This window comes from Streptomyces sp. NPDC048600, from assembly GCF_055587025.1.
Map to the genome: position 1 here is coordinate 208,406 of NZ_JBVJGZ010000001.1, position 19,182 is coordinate 227,587.

At 70.1% G+C, this 19,182-nt stretch carries 15 protein-coding genes; 4 read left to right on the forward strand and 11 right to left on the reverse strand.

Features of this window, described 5'->3' with window-relative positions; genetic code table 11:
- Nucleotides 1-342: 342 nt before the first annotated feature.
- Nucleotides 343-957, reverse strand: a complete 615-nt coding sequence (locus ACZ6SQ_RS00915) for a TetR/AcrR family transcriptional regulator (RefSeq protein WP_469555132.1) — start codon at nt 955-957, stop codon at nt 343-345.
- 110 nt (nt 958-1,067) lie between these two features.
- Between ACZ6SQ_RS00915 and ACZ6SQ_RS00920 the strand changes: the two genes are divergently transcribed.
- Complete coding sequence (locus ACZ6SQ_RS00920; RefSeq protein WP_469555135.1) at nt 1,068-2,636, forward strand: MFS transporter; 1,569 nt, start codon at nt 1,068-1,070, stop codon at nt 2,634-2,636.
- Nucleotides 2,637-2,824: 188 nt separating this feature from the next.
- Here ACZ6SQ_RS00920 and ACZ6SQ_RS00925 read toward each other — a convergent pair whose 3' ends face one another.
- Together ACZ6SQ_RS00925 and ACZ6SQ_RS00930 are read right to left on the reverse strand one after the other, a co-directional pair.
- Nucleotides 2,825-3,286 (reverse strand): nuclear transport factor 2 family protein, encoded by a 462-nt coding sequence (locus ACZ6SQ_RS00925; RefSeq protein ID WP_469555138.1) that lies wholly within the window; start codon nt 3,284-3,286, stop codon nt 2,825-2,827.
- 2 nt (nt 3,287-3,288) lie between these two features.
- Nucleotides 3,289-3,696, reverse strand: coding sequence for a carboxymuconolactone decarboxylase family protein (locus tag ACZ6SQ_RS00930; protein ID WP_469555141.1), 408 nt, complete (start codon nt 3,694-3,696; stop codon nt 3,289-3,291).
- A 100-nt stretch (nt 3,697-3,796) separates the two neighbouring features.
- Between ACZ6SQ_RS00930 and ACZ6SQ_RS00935 the strand changes: the two genes are divergently transcribed.
- On the forward strand, nt 3,797-4,684 hold the full coding sequence (locus ACZ6SQ_RS00935; protein WP_469555144.1) for a helix-turn-helix domain-containing protein: 888 nt from the start codon (nt 3,797-3,799) through the stop codon (nt 4,682-4,684).
- Between the two features lie 361 nt (nt 4,685-5,045).
- Nucleotides 5,046-5,981 (forward strand): hypothetical protein, encoded by a 936-nt coding sequence (locus tag ACZ6SQ_RS00940; protein ID WP_469555147.1) that lies wholly within the window; start codon nt 5,046-5,048, stop codon nt 5,979-5,981.
- Nucleotides 5,982-6,010: 29 nt separating this feature from the next.
- Here ACZ6SQ_RS00940 and ACZ6SQ_RS00945 read toward each other — a convergent pair whose 3' ends face one another.
- On the reverse strand, nt 6,011-10,327 hold the full coding sequence (locus ACZ6SQ_RS00945; RefSeq protein ID WP_469555151.1) for a hypothetical protein: 4,317 nt from the start codon (nt 10,325-10,327) through the stop codon (nt 6,011-6,013).
- Nucleotides 10,328-10,630: 303 nt separating this feature from the next.
- On the opposite strand from ACZ6SQ_RS00945, the gene ACZ6SQ_RS00950 reads away from it, so the two are divergent.
- Nucleotides 10,631-13,588 carry an AAA family ATPase gene (locus tag ACZ6SQ_RS00950; RefSeq protein WP_469555154.1) on the forward strand — a complete coding sequence of 986 codons (2,958 nt, stop codon included), beginning with the start codon at nt 10,631-10,633 and terminating at the stop codon, nt 13,586-13,588.
- 86 nt (nt 13,589-13,674) lie between these two features.
- Here the strand turns inward: ACZ6SQ_RS00950 and ACZ6SQ_RS00955 are convergent, their stop codons facing one another.
- From ACZ6SQ_RS00955 to ACZ6SQ_RS00985, 7 genes are all read right to left on the reverse strand, one after another.
- Nucleotides 13,675-15,588 carry a S41 family peptidase gene (locus tag ACZ6SQ_RS00955; RefSeq protein WP_469555157.1) on the reverse strand — a complete coding sequence of 638 codons (1,914 nt, stop codon included), beginning with the start codon at nt 15,586-15,588 and terminating at the stop codon, nt 13,675-13,677.
- 85 nt (nt 15,589-15,673) lie between these two features.
- The gene (locus tag ACZ6SQ_RS00960) at nt 15,674-16,534 is read right to left on the reverse strand and encodes a S8 family peptidase (RefSeq protein WP_469555159.1); all 861 of its coding nucleotides are present in this window, start codon (nt 16,532-16,534) and stop codon (nt 15,674-15,676) included.
- A gap of 13 nt (nt 16,535-16,547) precedes the next feature.
- Entirely contained in the window at nt 16,548-16,739 is a 192-nt protein-coding gene (locus ACZ6SQ_RS00965) for a hypothetical protein (RefSeq protein WP_469555163.1), read from the reverse strand.
- 60 nt (nt 16,740-16,799) lie between these two features.
- Complete coding sequence (locus ACZ6SQ_RS00970; protein ID WP_469555166.1) at nt 16,800-16,991, reverse strand: hypothetical protein; 192 nt, start codon at nt 16,989-16,991, stop codon at nt 16,800-16,802.
- A gap of 5 nt (nt 16,992-16,996) precedes the next feature.
- Nucleotides 16,997-17,185: a hypothetical protein gene (locus ACZ6SQ_RS00975; protein WP_469555169.1), complete on the reverse strand. Its 189-nt coding sequence runs from the start codon at nt 17,183-17,185 to the stop codon at nt 16,997-16,999.
- A 47-nt stretch (nt 17,186-17,232) separates the two neighbouring features.
- On the reverse strand, nt 17,233-18,228 hold the full coding sequence (locus ACZ6SQ_RS00980) for a cyanobactin maturation protease PatG family protein (RefSeq protein WP_469555172.1): 996 nt from the start codon (nt 18,226-18,228) through the stop codon (nt 17,233-17,235).
- A gap of 125 nt (nt 18,229-18,353) precedes the next feature.
- A complete protein-coding gene (locus tag ACZ6SQ_RS00985; protein ID WP_469555174.1) occupies nt 18,354-18,662 on the reverse strand; it encodes a hypothetical protein in 309 nt (102 codons plus the stop codon).
- Nucleotides 18,663-19,182 lie beyond the last annotated feature (520 nt).

Here is a 19,182-nt window from a genome sequence, read left to right on the forward strand (position 1 = left end):
CCGCCCGCGTGGACGGCCCCAGGAGACGCGTCACACCGACACAGCCGCACAGACCCACCCCTGCCGGGCCTGCCAGGCAGGAGGCACGACACGTATGGCCGTGGGCGAGGCCGAAGCCGCAGCAGACACGCACGCTTCCGCTACTTTCGCTCGTCGAGCAGTTCCCTGCTTGACGCCCGGCACCGCGGACCGGGCTCAGCAGGGAGCCGCCACCCACAGCATGTTCGCGGAGCGCTGCCGCAGCGCCTCACGCGCCCGCGGCGGCACGGCCTTGGGCTCGCGCGCAGCGGGTGCCTGCGACCATCCGCGGGAGGGGTCGATCGGCTCCACGTGCTCGCCGCGTTACAGGCCTCGGCCGATCACGGAGAGTGTGGTGCTCACGGCAAGCTGGATCTCTGGCTCCGGCAGGCTGCGCAGAGGCCCGTCGGTGATCAGATGACTGAGGCCGTGCACAGCGGACCATGCGGCGTACTCGGCTCCGGGGCGTCGCTCTCCCGGGATGACCGATGCCTGCACCAGTTCGTCGAGGCAGGCGGTCAGAAGTAGGTAGGGGTGCGGCGTCGGCGCGGTGACGGGCAGTGTGCGCTTGTCTCCGGGCGACGCCGACGCCGAGAAGGCGGTCTGGAACCAGCCGGGTTCCGTGCGGGCGAAGTCCACGTATGCCCTGCCGAGCGCCTCGAGCCGGGCCACGGCACGCGGCGCCGGGCGCAAGGCGGGAACGGCGGACAGGCGCTCCGTCATGAGCTCCCCGAGCTTCTCCATGCAGCGCTCCGCGACGGTCGCGACGAGCGCTTCGTGGTCGCTGAAGTGCCGGTAGGCGGCGTTGTGCGAGACACCCGCTTCTCGGCTCACGGCCCTCAGGACCACGGCCCTGGGTCCGCCGGTCCGGGCCAAGGACAGGCCGGCTTCCACGAGGGCTTCGCGGAGGTTTCCGTGGTGGTATGCCTGCTTCCGCATCCGCTCACCTCCCGACAGGGGAAATGTTGACATCGTCACCATAAAGTGCAAATCTACCCAAAGAGTCCATGTTCCCATCGTCAACATGCTGTGTTGACCGAGAGGTAGCCATGCCCCCTCTCAGCAATCCGCGGCGCGGCCTCATCCTGGCGACCGTCTGCCTCGCCGCCCTCGCCATCACCCTGGACACGACGATCGTCAACGTCGCCCTCCCCGATCTCAGCCGCCAACTGGACGCCTCCACACGCGAACTCCAGTGGATCGTGGACGCCTACAATCTCTCCTTCGCCGCCCTGGTCCTGACCGCCGGTTCTCTGGGGGACCGCTTCGGACGGCGGCCCGCACTGCTCGCCGGACTCGCGGGCTTCGCCGTGACCAGCCTCATCGGCGGCCTGGCCGACTCCGCCGGCGCGCTCGTCGCGATCCGGTTCCTCATGGGCGCCAGCGCGGCACTGATCTTCCCCACGACCCTGTCCGTCATCAGGAACACCTTCCCCGACCGCCGCCAACGCGCCAAGGCCGTCGGGCTCTGGGGCGCGGTCACGGGCCTGGGTGTGGCCCTCGGCCCCGTGATCGGCGGCACACTGCTCGCTCACTTCTCCTGGCCGTCGGTGTTCTTCGCTCTCGTGCCCGCAGCCGTCGTGGCGCTCATCGCCGCGTGGATCTTTGTGCCCGAGTCCAGCAACCCCCGCGAAGCCCGCCTCGACCCGCCCGGCCTGATCCTTTCGACGGCCGCCGTGGGCATCCTCGTCCACACGATCATCGAAGCCCCCGAGAGCGGCTGGACCGACCCCGCCCGCCTCGCCGGCTTCACCGCTGCGGCCCTCCTCGTCCTGGCCTTCATCGCCGTGGAGCGGCGCCGCACGACACCCATGATCGACGTCTCCCTCTTCCGCAACGCCGCGTTCTCGGCGGCCAGCGGCTCCATCACCCTCGCCTTCTTCTCACTCTTCGGGTTCATCTTCCTCGTCACCCAGTACTTCCAGTTCATCCGCGGCTACGGCGCGCTGTCCACCGGCGTGCGCATCCTGCCCGTCGCGGTCTCCATCGCCGCAGGATCCCTCGGTGGGGTGGCCATCGCAGTGCGGCTGGGAACCCGCTCCACCGTCATGGCCGGCCTCGCCCTGCTGAGCGTCTCGTTCGGCTGGATCGCGTTCTCCCCCACGTTCATGCCCTACTCCACCGTGGTCGGGCAGATGATCCTCATGGGGCTCGGGCTGGGACTCACCACGGCACCGGCCACCGAATCGATTCTCAGTGCTCTCCCACCCGCGAAGGCCGGCATCGGGTCGGCGGTCAACGACGCCACCCGCGAGACGGGCGGCACGCTGGGTGTGGCCGTCCTCGGATCCGTCTTCACCTCGCTGTACGCCGCGCACCTGCCCACCACGGCCTTCGGCATGCTGCCCCCACGCTCCGTGGACGCCGCCCAGCAGTCCGTGGCGGCGGCGCTCTCCACCGCGCGGGACGCACCACCGGCACTGCAGGAACGGCTCATCGGCGCGGTGCAGGACAGCTTCATGCACGGCTTTCACGTCGCCTGCTTCGCCGCGGCGTGCATCTGCCTGCTCGGATCGTTCGGAGCATCGGTTCTCCCCGGCCGCCCGCCATCCACCCTCGACCAGATGAGTGAGACGGCAAGGGACACATCGCCCGCAGCCGATCGGCTGCCCGGCTAAACGGTCGCCCCACCCTCCCAGCGACCTCGGACGTGAGGCGGTAAGAACTCGATGATCTCGGCGATTCCGGCAGCGGGTCGGGCCTCGTGCATGGTGATCACATCACCAGTCTTCAGAAGCTGCCACCGCTCTGGGGACAGGGGGCCAGACGGACGTCGGCTGCCATCAGGGCACCATGCAGCACGAGTTCAAACCGAGTCGGAGGCATTCCCTGCCAGGGTCAGGATGTCCTTGTTCCCCTCGGCCCAGCCCGCGGTCATGACGATCTCATCGATCTTCCAACCTGCGGTGGTCCTGGCCAGCCCGAATCGGTACGTGCCGTAGAGGGTCCACTGCGGCGACCCATAGGGATTGGCCAGCCGGTGCGAGGACTGGAAGGAGGACGTGAGCATCCCACGATCGCCGTCGACCGTGACCAAGTGGTTGCCGAGCAGGTGCTGCGTGGCGTCGAAGGCACCGATCAGCTTCGACCACATCCCGGTGACCTCAGCCGCCGTCAAGACCTGCGGCTCGCCCCCGTAGATGCTGGTGAAGTCATGAACCACCTTGTTGCCGAGAAGTCCGGGCAGTGACGCCCAGTCGCGGGTGTCGACGCTCCACATCATCCGGGTGCAGGTCTCGATGATGTCGTAACGGTCCTGAAGCTCCATGATCACTCCTTCGTGAGGGACGGGACGGGCAGCAGCCCGCGTGCGTCGAGCACCCTGCGGGCGATCGACATGGCCGCCAAGGCGCGGGGGAAGCCGGCGTACGGGATGGTCTGCATGATCGTCTCGACGATCTCCAGCGGCTGGACCCCGGCTCCAAGGGCCGAGCCGACATGGGCCTCGATCTGCGCCTCCAGGCCGCCAAGCCCGACGAGGACGCCGAGGACGACCAGTTCGCGCCGCCCGGCGTCGAGTCCGGGCCGGGCATGGATGTCGCCGTAGGCGAACTCGACGGCCAGCCTCGGCAGGTCCGGCGCGATGTCGGCCAGCGAGTCGTAGACCCGCTGCCGCATCTCGCCGGCCCCACCCAGTTCGGCCTGCCGGGCGCGTCCCCGCTCGTACCGTGTCGGCATGTCCGGACCTCCGGGCTCGTGCGATGCGTACAGGTGAGAGCCTGCCGCCCCATAGAAATGCGCCCCAGGCCCTCCCTTTACGGGTACTGCCAGGGCCACCATGCGCCTCGCCATACTGGAGTTCATGGAGAACCTGGGAGCTTTCCTGAACTCTCGCCGGGCCCGCGTGACCCCCGAGTCCGTCGGCCTCCGGCCCGGCGCCCGACGCCGGGTGCCTGGTCTGCGCCGCGAGGAGGTCGCCCACCTCGCCGGGATCAGCGTGGAGTACTACCAGCGCCTCGAGCAGGGCAGATCGGCCGGCCCCTCGCCGGAGGTGCTGGACGCCATCGCGCGAGCACTGCGCCTGGAGGAGGTGGAACGCACCCACCTCATCGCTCTCGCCCACCCTCCACGCCACCCGAGCGGGCGCCCGCCCATAAGGGTCCGGCCTCAACTGCGGCGCATGCTCGACGGCATGGCGGGCATCGCCGCCCTCGTCATCAACGACCGCTTCGACGTCCTGGCCTCGAACGCGCTGGGCGCACGGCTCTTCGAGCCGGTACTGAGCGAACCAGGCTCGCAACGCAACCTGGCCCGGCACCTTTTCGTGAGCGCGACCGCCACGCACTTCTACCTCGACTGGGACGAAGTAGCCGCGGCCACCGCCGCCCAACTCCGGCTCGTCCACGCCCGTCACCCGGCGGACAGCGAACTGGCCCAGCTGATCGAGGACCTGGCTGCTGCCAGCCGGTCCTTCCGAACCCACTGGTCAGCAGGCGACGTGGAACTGCGGGCCTCCGGGGCGAAGAAGCTCAGACACCCCGATGCCGGCGTGCTGGCCCTGCACTACGAGAACCTCGAGCTGCCCGGCGACCCCGGCCAACGCATCGTCGCCTTCAGCCCGGAGCAGGACACGGCCACCGAGACCGCCTGGCAGCACCTCACCGCCCCGCTCCCCCACCGCCCAACCGACCCAACAGGCGCAGCCGACAAGGCGGATGACGCCTGACCATGCCCAGGCGCGCGCCCAAAGAGAGGCGTACGATGTCTCCCTCAGAACACGGCTCACTCAAGTTCGAACGCATACCCTCATCCCGGAGGGCTCCCCGGGCCACTCCGTCTCGCACCCTCGGCGGTGATCCGAGCAGGCACGGCAGAGACCGGCGGCGCCTCGGGCGGGGCCAAGTAGCGTCGGCCGTAACGGCGCAGGCATGCCTCCAGCCGCATCCGTTCCGCCGTCTCCAACTCTCCGAACGTCAGCCCGCCCTGGTGCGCGTGCCGCATCAACCCTTGTACCGCCGGGGCGATCAGGGAAGGGCAGGTGCCTGCCTTTCACGGAAGTCGGCCGTTCAACTGCGGCCTCTGCGACGATGGTCGCCGGCGCGGGCGTCACGGCGATGCCCGGCGAAGGCGGACGATGCGGGGGCCGGATGTCCATTCTCGGGGTGCACGGGATCGGCAATGGCAAGTACTTCACGCAAGCCGGCCAGAACCTGGTCTCGGCGACCGAGGCCATCGGGGCCGACTGGCTGGGCTGGCTGAGCAGGGGCGGAGCGAAGTACGCCCCGGGCCGGCCGAGGCCGGAAGCACTCCCCGTGGCCTACTACGCCGACTGCCTTGCACGCGATGTGGCCATGGGTGCGGCCGATGTGGAGAGCCTGGACCCCGTGGGCCGGGAGTTGTTCGTCACCTGGGTAGCGGAAGTCGGGCGGGAGAGGTTCGGGGACCAGTGGGCCACTGAGGTCAGTCAGAATGCCGCCCACAAGTGGCTGGTCCGCAAGCCGGCCGAGGCGATGGTCCGGCACTTCGGCCAGAGCCTCTGCGATCTTCTGGCGCGCGCTTCCGACTCGCTGGCCGGCTACTTCGACCCGCAGGATACGAGCCGACGCGAGAAGGCGCGGCAGCGGGTGGCCGAGGCGATTCGCCTGTACCGCCCGCGGGCGGTTCTCGCTCATTCTCTGGGCAGCGTGGTGACGTACGAGGCGCTGTGCGCGGATCCCGATCTGGGGAAGGGGATCGAGCTGCTGGTGACGCTCGGGAGCCCGCTCGGTGTGCCGAGGGTCGTGTTCGAACGGCTCGCCCCGACGCCGGACGGCAGGGGGATCAGGCCCCCGGGGGTGGGGGCGTGGGTCAATCTTGCCGATGTCGGGGACCCGGTGGCCCTGCCGCCGAGCCGGCTGGGCGAGAGGTTCCAGGGGCTGGACGAGGACATCAAGGTGTCGCTGGATGTCCTCAACCCCCATGGGGTGCAGAACTACCTGATGTGCCGCCAGATGACGGCGGTCCTCGGCAAGCATCTCCGTTGACGGCGCGGCGGCACGCGAGCAGAGCGGTCTCAGTCCTCGTCGGCTTCGACGTGCGTGTGCAGGCCGCCCGCGGAGAACACGGCCACGTCCCTGCCGAACCCGAACAGGAGCCTCCCCTCGGTCAGCCAGCGGGCCCGGTGGACGGGCTCGGGAAAAGCCAGCTCCTCCACGATCCGGCGGGTGGTCAGGTCCCATAGCCGTACAGTGCCGTCCTGGCAGGTGGTGACCACCGTGGGCACCTCGTCCACGGAGGCACAGGCGACGGAGGTGACCATCCCGGTGTGCCCGGCGAGTTCGCCTGACTGTGTTCGGCCCTCCAGGTCCCACAGCCGTACGGACCCGTCGGCGCAAGCGGTCACGCCCGTGGCGACGGAGCCGACCATGATGCAGTCCACGGCGGTCACCGCGTCGCTGTGCCCGGGGAGCAGCCCGCATTCGGTGTAGGTGGCCAGGTCCCAGAGCCGAACGGTCCGGTCGTAGCCCGCGGTCACGGCGGTCGGCACGGGGTCGGTGCCGAAGAAGGACACCGAAGTGACCGCTGCCCGGTGACCCCGCAGCGTTCCCGTCGGCTTGCGCTCGCGCAGGTCCCACATCTGCGCCACGCCGTCCTGGTGCGTGACCAGGGCGCACGGTGCGCCGCCGACCAGGACGCAGCGGACCGCGGTGACCGGCGAGGGGTGCGGCCCCATCCGGGCCAGGAGTGCGCCGTCGTCGGCGCCGTGCAGGAGGATGGCGCCGTTGGCTGTGCCGGTGACCAGGAGACCTTCCTGCTCGCAGCAGTCCATCGCGGAGAGGCCGGAGGGCAGGGCGATCGTCGCCGCGGGCCCGGCGGCCGCCCCGTCGTCCGGCGACCAGAGCCGGATGGTACGGTCCGCTCCCCCGCTGACGGCAAGGACCTGGCCGTTCGTCGTCAGCGCGGCCAGATCGCGGATCGGCCCGTCGTGCCCGGGGGCCGGGTTCGGCGACGGCTCCCGCTTCGACGGCTGTGCGGTGACGTCCCAGGTGCGTACGGTGCCGTCGTCACTGGCGGATACCAGAGCATGCGGGGCGGCGGTTCCCGTGGCCAGGGCGGTGACCGCACCCATGTGTCCGCGCAGCACGTGTCCGTTCGCCGGGCTGCCGTCGGGGGGCCACTGGTGGATGCGGCCGGCCGCGTCGGCGGAGAAGACGATCGCGCCTTGGTCCGAGGGCAGTACCGCCACGGCGGTGACGGCGTCCCCGTGGCCGCCTCTCGGCTGGCCGTCCGGGGTGCCGTCGGGGAGGTGCCAAAGACGCACCGTGGCATCCGCGGAACCGGTGACCAGATACGTCCCCTCAGAAGCCGCCCACGTGCTGAGCGCGGTGACCTCGTCCTCGTGACCGGTCAGCGGCTCACCCACCGCGGTGCCCTCCGGCAGGTGCCAAAGACGCACCGTGGCATCCGCGGAACCGGTGACCAGATACGTCCCCTCAGAAGCCGCCCACGTGCTCAGCGCGGTGACCTCGTCCTCGTGACCGGTCAGCGGCTCACCCACCGCGGTGCCCTCCGGCAGGTGCCAAAGACGCACCGTGGCATCCGCGGAACCGGTGACCAGATACGTCCCCTCAGAAGCCGCCCACGTGCTCAGCGCGGTGATCCGGTCGCTGTGGCCCAGCAGCGGCTCGCCGAGCCTCTGTCCGGTGGCCAGGTCCCACAGGTGGACCGGTCCGTTGGCCGACCCGGTGATGAGCACCGGCCCCTCCCGGCCGTCGACGGTGGTGGCCGTGAGCGCGGTGATCTGTGAGGTAAGTCCGGTGAGCGGCTCTCCCACCGGGGATCCGTCGGCGATGTCGGCGACGCGGATCGTGCCGTCGGCACCCGCGGAGACGGAGACAGGCCGTCCGTCGAGGTCGAGCACGACCACCGCGTCGACGGCGTCCACGTGCTCGGAGAACACACTCAGCTGACGGGCGTCCAGGTTGGTGCCGGTCGCCCAGAGCGGCACGGTCCGTGCGGGTGCGGCGGCGACGGCGGGTGTATCCAATACGTCATGCGCGATGTCGGGAAGGCCCCAGCGCATCGCTTCCAGGGCGAGCAGCTGCCGCCGTGCCCCGAACGGCAGGTCGCGGACGCGGGCAGGCGATATCCGCAGAAGCAGGGCCCGTGGATCGGCAGTGCGTGGCAGGAGACCGGTGAACAGCGGCCCCAGCGCATCGGCATCGGCGTGTACCAGAAACCCGGGATGGACGAGGACGTCCGGCAACCGTCCTTCGTCGGCGGCGTGCTGGGCGGCGTGGCGGCGTACGTAGGGCAGGGACCAGACCAGGTTTCGGGAGGCGGAAAGCCCGTCGCCGGAGGCGAGTACGGCGTCCAGGACCCCGGTGCGCCGGCACTCGCCGTCGATGTCGTTCCGGTCCGACCTCAGGTAGTCGTCCAGGCCCTGGTTGTACAGCCGGTACAGAAGGGTGCCGTCGGTGTCGGTGGAGACGCGGAGATAGTGCCCTTCCCTGTCCAGCTCCTGCTGGATCTCGTCCGGTCCCGGCAGCGTGCCCTCAGCCACGAAAAGCCGCGCGACGGACCTCACCACGGATACGGGCATGCCCGCGCCGCGGGTGTGGGCGAGCGCGGTGAGCAGGGGCCGGCGCAGCGGGCGCGAAGCCGCCCCGGTCGCCAGGTCGAGGTCCAGCACGCCCGCAAGGTCGAGCGGCACCTCCTCGCCGAGCGCCGCCGCGGACGTGACGTCGAAGGCGGGCTGCTGAAGAGAGAGGATGTGGTGGGTGTACAGCCCGGAGATGAGGAATTCTCCGCCCCGCTGCTCGGGCAGTCTTTGGGACAGGACCGCGGCCATGCCTTGGGCGAACAGCGGGCGGGCCTTGCTGAACTGCGTATCGGCGTAGAAGGGGTCGGTCCGCAACAGCATGGACACATACGCGCGCAGTTCGGTGTTCAGCGTGTCGGCGTGGACCTTCTCCAGGTCGACGGGCAGGCCCGACTCCTGGGCCATCGCGTACAGCGGAGAGGCGGGCTCCTCGTCACGTACGCCCACCAGACAGTAGGCGAGCGGGGTGCCGTCGGGGCGTCGTTCCGACAGCGGAAGGATCAGTTCGCTCACGACCTCAGCGGGGTTCTCGGCCTCGTCGACGGCGTCCATGACCACCACGGGCGGCAGGGGCAGGTCACGGATCGCCTCGCACAGGCTGCGGGCCGGGGAGAACTCCGCGCGTCTCTCCCGCACGCGTTCCTCCACCCGTAACTGCCGCGCCATGGAGCCGAGGATCGCGGTGAGGCCGCGCCGCCGTGCGTGGACCGCAGCCATGTGCCCGGGCCCGTGGCGGGAGGGGGCGTGTGCGCCGAACGGGGCCAGCCAGATGCGGTCGTCGGTCTTGTCGAAGTCCTCGTGCGTCGCGCAGACCAGCACTCCTAGCAGTGCCGACTTGCCGGAACCTCGCCGCCCGGTGATCAGGCAGAGCCATGCGAGGCCGGGGTCACCGTCCATGGTGGCGTCCAGCCAGTCGGCGACGTCCCGAAGTGCCTGCGATCGTCCGACGAACCCGACCCCCGGCCGGTGGGGCCGTGCCGACGACTGTCCGGTCGACGCCCTTTGCCAGTGGCCGAAGTCGAGTATCTCGTCCCACTGGACGACCTGTGAGACCGACAGGGGATTGTCGAAGAACGGCAGGTCCGGGTACTCCCCGTCGTAGGGGGTGGCGGTAACCCGTTGCTCGCTGGCGCCTGGGGCCGAGGCCAGCGCGTCGACCCGTGCGCGGGTGCCTTCCACGAGCTTGGCGAACGGAACGTAGGGCGAGGTGGCGTCGAGCCCCAGGGAGGCGGGATCGGTGCGCAGGTCGGTGAGAAACGTGGAGAATGCTCGGGTGAGACGGGCGTTGTAGGCGTTGTCGGACTTTTCGCAGGCGCCGATCACCCAGACCCGCCGGTCCAAGCCCGCGGCCTTGTGGATCCATTCCGGCCACGCGGCTTGACCGGCGTGGCACAGGTCGAGGACGAGGAGCGTGTACGGCTTGTCCGAGTGATAGGTCTCGACGAGTTCGGGCCATCGCTCGACGTCGGTCGTCTGGTCGAAGCCTCCGCAGGCACCCACGATGTGCAGTCGCGCGACCGGCGGCACGGTGAGGCCGTGGCTGAGCACATGCAGAATGCGCGGACCGGGACCCGGCGCTGTCAGGAACGCTGTGGCCTTGGCCCCCAACTCGGATGCCGTCAGACCGTCGTGACTCTCGAGTGTGTATCCCGCGGTGGTCAGTGCCGTACGCAGGGCCAAGACCTCCTGCGGGAACGGGAGTGCGCGGTGGGCGCCCTCGAACTCGTGGACGGCCAGGCTCATGGCTCTGCCCCGGAAGCCCGGAGCTTCCTCGGAGGCCTCCGGCATCCGGTCATCCTCGATGTCGCTCGATGTGACGCTGTGCGGGCCAGGCTACTAAAGACGGCCGTCGCGCATGATGGCTGCCGGGCAATCGGTTCGAGGGCCGGGAGCATCTTCAGGTCCACCGCAGTCGCGGGCACCCGGCGGGATGGGGTGCACAGGCCCTAGGCTGGGGTCGAGAGGCAAGCAGGAGGTCATCCGTTGGACTCGCCGGGCCCTGGGCACAGCCGTGCCCTGCTGATCGGCATCGCACCGTACGAGTACGGTGGCGATGCCGAGAGCGAGCAACCGTCGCTTTCTTCACCAGACATGACGACCCGTCTGGTGCGGGAGACCGCCGAGGCCTTCGGTTCCCTGGGCTACGCGTGCGTCACCTCCTTCGACGTGGCCCCCTGGTCGGCGCGGTCCAGGGCAGCCCAGTTCCTCCGGCGGCATCCCGAAGACATCTGCATCGTCTACTTCGCCGGTCATGGGCATCTCGCGTCGGACGGCCCGGCGCCCCATACCGACTTTCCGGTCGACTCTCCTGGTCCCTTTGACCGCTCACAGTCCTCTGTCCTCTTCGTCCTGGACACCTGCCGTGCCTCGGTCGGCGAAGTCGGCAGGATTCGAAGGTCTCTGCCACCCGATGCATGGCTCATCCTCGGGACGGACAGCGGAGCAGGACCGCATGCCCAAGGCACCTTCACCCGCAGCCTCGTGACGGTGCTCGACCGCCTGCGGCAGGGGGAACTCGACGTCGATCCGACCCTGCCGTTCGTACCGCTCCCGGTCATCGCCTCACAGTTGCGACGGCAGATGGCGCGCGCGGGCGGAAGCGACGTAGTCGTCGTGGAACCCCCGCACACCCCCGACCCGGACAGCGGGAGCCGGAACCCGCCCTTCTTCGCCAACCCGGCATACGTGGGCGCGCGCAGGCAGGGGCTGCTGCACCGCAGCCTCGACCCGGCGGTGCTGCCGTTCGTGGAGGACGCCGACAGCGGCCTCGACCCCCACCACTTCATGGAGCGTGCCTCGGGCAGCTCGGCCGTGGCAGAACACGGTCGCGGCGTACTCGGGCGCTTCACGGGCCGTCGGCACGAGCTCGCGCTGCTGTCCGACTGGCTGGACGACCCGGACGCTCCGGGTCCGGCACTCGTCACCGGTGCCCCGGGCGCCGGAAAGTCGGCCCTGCTCGGTGTCCTCGTCAGCGCGGCCCACCCCGCCCTGCACGACAGAAGCAGGGAACTGTGGCTGCGAGCAGCCCATGTTCCGGCACCCGCCACCACCGGCTTCGCCGCCGTCCACGCACGCCAACGCGACCTGTTCGAGGTCTGCGCGTCAGTGGGCCGCCAGTTGGGCGCCGACGTGCGCACTCCGCAGCGGCTTCTGGAGGAGTTGCGCGGCATGCCGACACCGCCGATCGTGGTGGTCGACGCTCTGGACGAGATGGTGCAGAGCACCGATGTCATGCACCAGTTGCTGCTCCCGCTCACCGAACGGGCTCGGCCGGACGGCCGCCCCCTCGCCCGGATCCTGGTCGCCACCCGGCCGTACTCGCAGTACGCGCTCCTGCTCGACGCCGCAGCCGTCGACGGTCTGCTCATCGACCTCGACCGGACGCCGGCGCACGAACTCACCATGGATCTGGCGGAGTACGTCGCGGGGATACTGCGGTCCACGCGCGCCTTTCGCCATCGCGGGTCCGTCGTCCGTGTCTTCGCCCGCGAGCTGGCGTCCACCCTGGTCAACCGGAACACCCCCGAACTGCCTTGGGGCACGTTTCTCGTCGCCGGCCTGTGCGCCCGGACTTTCGCCAACTCCGTGCACGACACACAGATCGATCCGCACGACGCGGCGGAGGCCGCCCACCAAGTTCCGCGCAGCCTGACCGAGTTCCTCGAACTGGAACTGCGTTCGCAGCCAGAGCTGTTCTGGCTGCGCCCCGTCCTCACCGCCCTGGGCGCCGCGCACGGGCTGGGCATGCCCGTCTCCACGCTGCAGCGCGTCGCCCCGCTGTTCACGGCCGGCCGCGACGGACGGAACGTACCGCCCGAACCCTCTCACGATGAACTGAGAGGAACGCTTCAAGCAGCCCGGTTCTACCTCCGTACAGCCACGGACACGGACGGGTCACTGCTCTACCGTCTCTTCCACCAGTCGATCGCCGACTATCTTGTCGACGACTTCGCACACTCCGCCGCCCCCCAGTGGCGCCGCTCGCTGCTGGAACTGCTGCTCCGTCCGCTGGGAGCCGCCCCGTCACGTGACTGGCAGGCAGCCGAACCGTACGTCCTGCGACACGCCCTCGCTCTCGCCACAGAGGCGGGTCTGGAAGGCGAATTGCTCAGCGACCCCGGGTATCTCCTGCACGCCGACCCCCGCTCCGTGCGGGAAGCCGTGTCGAACACCCCCGACGCGGCGAGGCTGCCGTCGTCAATCGTGCGGCAACTGCTGGACAGTCGGCACTCCGTGCGTGACCGGCGAACCGCGGCGAGTCTGACGGCCCTCAGGGACGGAAACGCCGAACTCGCAAGCAAACTGGCCTCCCCCGCCCACGGCAGCGGCCTCCCATGGGTACCGCGGTGGACAGTCCGCTGCCACCCCTCGCCCGCCCGCATCCTCGCCCTACCCGCGGACGGTCACACCGAACTGCTCGTACTGCCCGCCGAGAGCGGCGACTACGCCGTACTGAACGGACGCACGGGGCAGTCCCGCTCGAACCGCCCCCACCCCCTCGCTTTCACTCACGCGGAGCGGATCCAGGTCGCCGGGCTCACCGTCGTACGACTCACTGACAGTTCCCGAGGCAACTGGATCCACGAACCGGGCAGACTGCGCCTGATCGACGCCGGCCCCGCGCCACACCACCACGCCACCGGGCTCGAGCCCGGGCAACTGGACCCCGGCCCCGACCGGACAGGGCCGACCGGACCTTCGGTCCACGCCCTCTTCGACGGCCTGCTCGTTGTCTGCCGCGGGGCCGAGGACGGCTCCGTTCGTCTTGAGGACGCTGTCCGCCGGGAAGTGTTCACACAGTGCGACACCCGTCACGATGGGCCGGTCACAGCGGTGACCTGCCGGTACGGAGCATCAGGGTTGACCGTGCTCACCGGCGGCCGTGACGGGGCGGTACACGCGTGGACACCGGAGAGCGGCCACACAGAACGGCTTCTGCTCCTGAACCGTCCGATCCAGGCCCTTGAAGTGACCTCCCGCAACGAGCTTTTCGTCGCGGCAGGAGACGAGATCATCGCCTTTCGCGGCGTGCCGCGCTCGGACAGGTGATCCCGCCACGGCTGGCGCAAATTCGTCGAGGCAGGACGGCGCCTGGCCGTGACTGGCCCCCGTCCCGGTCACGGCCACGCCCGTTCCTAGAGCTGCTCGGTGCGGCCCGCGACGAGCTCGCCCGCAGCGAAGCCGTCCACCCGCACCGACCGGGCGCCGTTGGCACCCGGGACCGTGACCTCGACCTGACCGTCGGAGACGTCTTCGGAGGCACGGGGGCGCCGGTCGAGGTAGACGTCCACGCGGTCGACGTTGGCCGTCCTGAGCTTCAGGCGCAGCGAGCCGTCGGCGTGCGTGGCGTCGGTGACGGTCAGCTCCCGGACGGGCTGCGCCTTGAGGAGCGCGCCGGCGCGGGCGAGGAGGTCGACGTTGCCCTCCAGTAGGTCCCGCCGGGTCATGCGATGGCGTTCGTCCGGTACGACGCCGAGGTCCTCCAGGGGTGTGCCGGCACGGTCGCCGACCCGCAGGGACCTGCGGATCGACACGCGCATCCCCGCACCGTTCGGCAGCGGACGGTACGGCGTGTCCGGGATCGGGAAGAAGGTGATGATGTCGGCGTGCGCCCAGACGTTGGCCCCGCCTGCTCCGGTGTTGTCGTCGGCGCCGAGTACGGTGCCGATCCGGTGGTCCTGGAACCCCGCGGCGAACATGTCGGTGGCGGAGTAGCAGCGGGCGTTGGTGATGAGCACGACCGGCCCGAAGTAGCGCTGGCCGATCGCGTTGGCCCGGTCCTCCGGGCTGAGGGGTACCGCGGCGGAGAAGGCGGCGCCCAGCTCGACGGCCTGCTCCATGGATTCCAGCCAGGGCCGGAGACTGGCATGGGCGCGGCACAGGCGCAGGTTGAGGGGCGTGTTGATGAACTGGAACGGCTCCGGCGTGATCCGACGCGGGGTCAGTGCCTGGAGGGTGAACTCCGACGCCCAGACCAGGCCGCCGCCGTTGTCGCGCACGTCGAGGATGAGACCGTTCTGCGGCAACTCACCGATGAGCCGGAGGAATTCCTCGACGAAGGCCTCGGCGTCCTGGACGCTGAAGGTGTGGATGCGGAGATGACCGAAGGTGCCCGACGGGGTGTCGACGGTACGGGCGGTGAAGACCTGCGGCATCGTGCTCACGATCTCGCCAGCCGCGGCGACCGGAGACTGTCCCGCTTCCACGGCCTGCTGCTGCGCGACGACGTGCGGGGCGAAGAGCATCACGTTGGCCCGGCCGATCTCCTCGGACTCGTCGTCGACGCCCATCACGAGCGCCGCGTCACCGCTGGGTGCGGGCATCGGCGGAAGGTTCTCCACGACCTGCCAGTGCTCCCGCAGCTCGCGCGCGACGCCGTCGGTGTCCGTGTAGCTGACGGTCACCCACTCCTCGAACGGCGGCAGATGGGCCGAGAGCGAGCGCACGGTCAGCGACTGGACGCCCCGGCTGCGGCGCGCCGCGGCGTTGCTGCCGGCGAACCGGGCGGCGTTGAGCTCGACGGCCTGCTCGATGGGGATACCGCTCCAGTGGGTGATCTCGACGCCGCGTTCGAAGCCGGGTGCGGAGAAGCCCTCGGTGATACGGGTGACCAGGAAGCGGGGCTTCGGTCCGTCAGCGGCTTCCTCGACGCGGAACGGAAGGAAGGCGATCTTCTTCGCGAAGGGATCGGGCAGCCGGTAGTTGGTGTGCAGGTCGCGAACCGAGTGGAACACCTGGGCCATCTGAGCGTGGAATACCCACTCCGGTCCCATCGTCTCGGGTGTCTGCCGCTCCAGCTCGCGGCGGATGAGCCGCAGCCGCTGCACGGGGTTGACCGCGTGCATCGCGATCTTCAGGGGCAGGTGGACGTAGTTGCCCTCCATCAGGACCAGGGCCTGGTCGACGAGGAGCCGCCGCTGGTCCAGAGTGAGGTCGCCGGCACCCGCCAGGAAGGTCTGGAGCTGTGTGGCGGCGGACAGGTGCTCACGGACCGGTTCGGCCGATCGCTTGAGGTAGCCGGGGGATGTGTCGGGGCCGAGGGTGTTCATGATCTTGCCTCCGTGGTCGGTGCGCTGCGGTGCGGTGCCGGCGGCCGGTCTTCGGCCGGCCCGGCGGGGACCGGCCCGGCGCCCGTCACTCCGGCATCGCCCGGAGTGACGTGTACGCGGCCCAGGCGTCGAGCAGCGGCGGCGTCACCGAGCGCCGCCGGACGGCGCCGTGGGTGACCGCGTACCGCACGGCCGCCGGGCTGGTCTTCGGGAAGGCTGAGCGGAGGAGGGCGACCGTGCCCGTGACGAAGGGCGCGGCGGCGCTGGTGCCGCTCAGGACGAGGGTGCGGGAGTCGAGTGCGAGGCCGGGGACGCGGTCGCCGGGAGCGCCGACGCCTTGGCGGCCGATGGACGCGCCTCGGTTGGACTGAGGCATGGGGTGCCCGGCGCGGTCGTACGCGATCACCGGGATCGTCCACGGGTGGTCGGTGAGGACTGTGGCTCCCAGACGGCCCTGGTTCCCCGCGGCGACCACGACGATCACGCCCCGGGCGGCGGCGTGATCGAGGGCGTCCTCCAGCGCGTGGTCACGCACACCGGAGGGTGCCGGCTGCGCCATGCTGAGGTTCAGGACGTGGACGCCCGCGTCGATGGTCTCCACGATCGCCTCGGCCAGCTCCCCCATCCGTACGCCGGTGAGGCAGGTCGCGGGAGTGCCGTCGGCCGACCGGTCCGCGAACAGGGGCCGGGACACGAGTGTGCAGCCGGCGCAGACGCCCCGGCCTCCGGCGATGAGCCCGGCCACGGCGGTGCCGTGCGCGCAGCACACGTCGCCGCCGCGGCAGGCTTCCGCGCCGCCGTTGGGCCGCAGTTCCCGGACGGGGTGGCCCGCGAACGCCGGGTGGTCCACGGCGACGCGGCCGTCGATGAGGCCGACGACGACCGAGGACCGGCCGGAGGTCCGCGCCATGAGCGGCGTGAGGCCGACCATGTCCAAGGGGTCCATGGGCACCTCTACGTCATCTCGGTCCCCGGTCGGTGTAGCAGTTCCTGCGGATGCAGTCGCGGACGCAGCGGGCGGGGTTCCAGGAGCGCTCGCAGATGTTCTCGCAGAACGGCCCGAGCTCCTCCTCGCAGGTGAAGTGCTGGAGCACGAGGCGGTCGCCGGGTGCTGCGGGCGGTGAGGGTCGGGTGAATCCTGGCAGGCTCATGCCGGGTCACCTCCGCTCGATGTGGTGGTGGATCACGAGGTGGTGATGGGTGCCGCTCGGTCAGCGGCACGTCGCCATGCAAGAGTCGAAGCACTCGGACCATTCCGGCGAGCCGTGGTCGTGGTCGAAGTCGCACTCCGCACGGCACTCGCGCGAACAGTACGACTCCAGCTGCGGGAACAGCCTGTCGTCCGGCGCCTGCGGGACCGGGGTCGCCCTGTCGACGGGGCGCTCGAATCCGGGGATACGCATCGGGGTCACCACTTCTCCGAGCAGACCTCGGCCAGGCACCGCCGCACGCACGCCCGTGAGTCGGGCACGCCCTTGCACCGGTTGCGGCACACCGGGGCCAGCTCCTCCTCGCAGGTGAAGAACTGGGGGTGGAGTCGGTCACCGGGGCTCACACCGTGGGCCGGCGGCTCGACAGTGAATCCAGGGATACGCATGTCCGTTCGCCTCCTTTCTGTCTCGCCTGTCTATCGGTGCAGTAGCTCTATCGGTTGCAGTAGCTCTGGAACGCGGTCACGAGGTAGGGGAAGGGCCCCGTGACGCCGACGCGGGCGAAGCACTTCTCGACGACATTGGTCTGACGGTGGGTGTAGGAGAAGACGACCGTGACGACGGTCTGCGACCGTGTGCTCAGCCGGGAGGGTCCGGCTTCCACCCCGGAGAGGATGTAACCCGCTTCGCGTTTGCGGTGGGACGTCTGGTAGATCTCCTGGGACCTGACCGTCAGGAAGTTGACGGCCCGAGCGGTCGGCAGGGTGCCGGCGTTGTCGCTGAGCTGCAGCATGCGGTCGAGCGTCTCCGTCGCGCCCCGCCCGAACTCCTTCTTGGAGACGTCCTCGGGGCGCTCGATGGCCCCGATCAGTTCCTTCCTGTCGAAGGCCCAGACCTTCAGGACGCTCACTTCCGGTACGGACAGGCCCTGGCAGGCGCCGGGAGGCACGACCGGGCCGAGACGGCCGACGACCACGGCCAGATCTCGGTGGTCCCTGACCGGGCGCAGGGCTTCCACGAGCTCGTCCAGCTCGGTCGGGTCGGCGGGCTTCAGAATGTAGGTGGCGACGTCCTGGACGGAGAGCACGAAGCACATCTGCCGGGCGATGTAACGGTTCTCCGGAGCGGAGAGGACGCGGTACATGGCCTCGGCGTCCGAGCTGTCGGTCCTGCCGCCGGCACCGGCGGCCTGGAAGAACTCGTGCTGGACGGAGAGGTCGGGGAACACCGCGTGGACGCGTCCCAGCACGTAGACGTAGCCGAGGGCCGGGTCGGCCTCGACCTCCGAGCCGCCCGGCGAGGCGGCACCGCTACAGCCGCAGGAGGCCTGGGTCACGGCCGACACAGCGGGTGCGGCGGGGCGCGCGGGCCGGAGGTCCTCCGGGTCCAGCGTGGGAACGGCGTAGGCGGAGGTCGGGGTCGGGGGCCTCGTCTCGGCCTCCGGCGGGGGGCTGGTGGCGATGACAGGGTCGGTGATCTCGGCGTCCATCAGTCACTCCTCACACACTCTGTCGGGCCGTCAGGCCGGAACGCGTGGCAAGGTTCGTTGAAGTCCTGCCGCGCGGAAACGCCCGGCGAAGTCCTGCCGAGCGGATGAATGCGCCCGGCCGTACGTCAGCGGTCCCGTTCGCCGCCGATGGTCATCCACCGGTTCAGCGTCTCGGCACGGCGCTCGCAGCCGCCGCAGGGCCGGATGCCGACCGCCGTGGTCACCCGTGCGACGGCGTCACCCAGACCGATCTCCGCACCTTCGCGAGCGAAGCCGGGAATGCGGACCTGATGCCGGGGCCGGTCATGACGGCGGCTGTCACGAGAGTCGCGGGAGTCGTCGGTGCCACGAGAGTCCCGGGCGTCACGCTCCGTGCGCTCCCGTGCCGTGCGCTCCCGGGCCGTGCCCCGACCGCTCGTTGCACGGTCAACCATCCTGCTCACATCCTGTTACTGATCACCTGGCGGATGCCGTCGGCGCGCGCTCTCACACCTCTCCATTTTCCTCCCAGACCGCTCAGAATGCACTCCGACCTGCCCCTTTCCCTGCCAGTTGGCCAGGCGGTACCGGATCCAGTGGCTCCGGACGCGAAAGGATGACGTGACGGCCCGGTCGACTTCTGTGACGGACCCTCAAGCCCCATCAGGGAAGGTGACTTGGCCGTCGCCAGCGGCAGATTGGGAAGGTCTACAAGGCCGTGCGCCGAGTCGGACACACGGGTGCGGCCCAGCAGCACAACAGCGCCTTCGGACGGCGAGGGGCGCGTACGACGCCCCGGCAAGGGCGGGAGGCGTCCTGCCGGGGCACTGTCGCCGTCATCCGTTCGTCGGCCGATCGCGGTGAGGGTGGGGAAGTCGGCGTCAGGGTCTCCATGTGCCATCTGGAATGATCACTGATCCGCCGAGGCGCCGAGAACCCCCTCACTCCTCGCCGGGCTCGCCAGTCGGCGCCAAC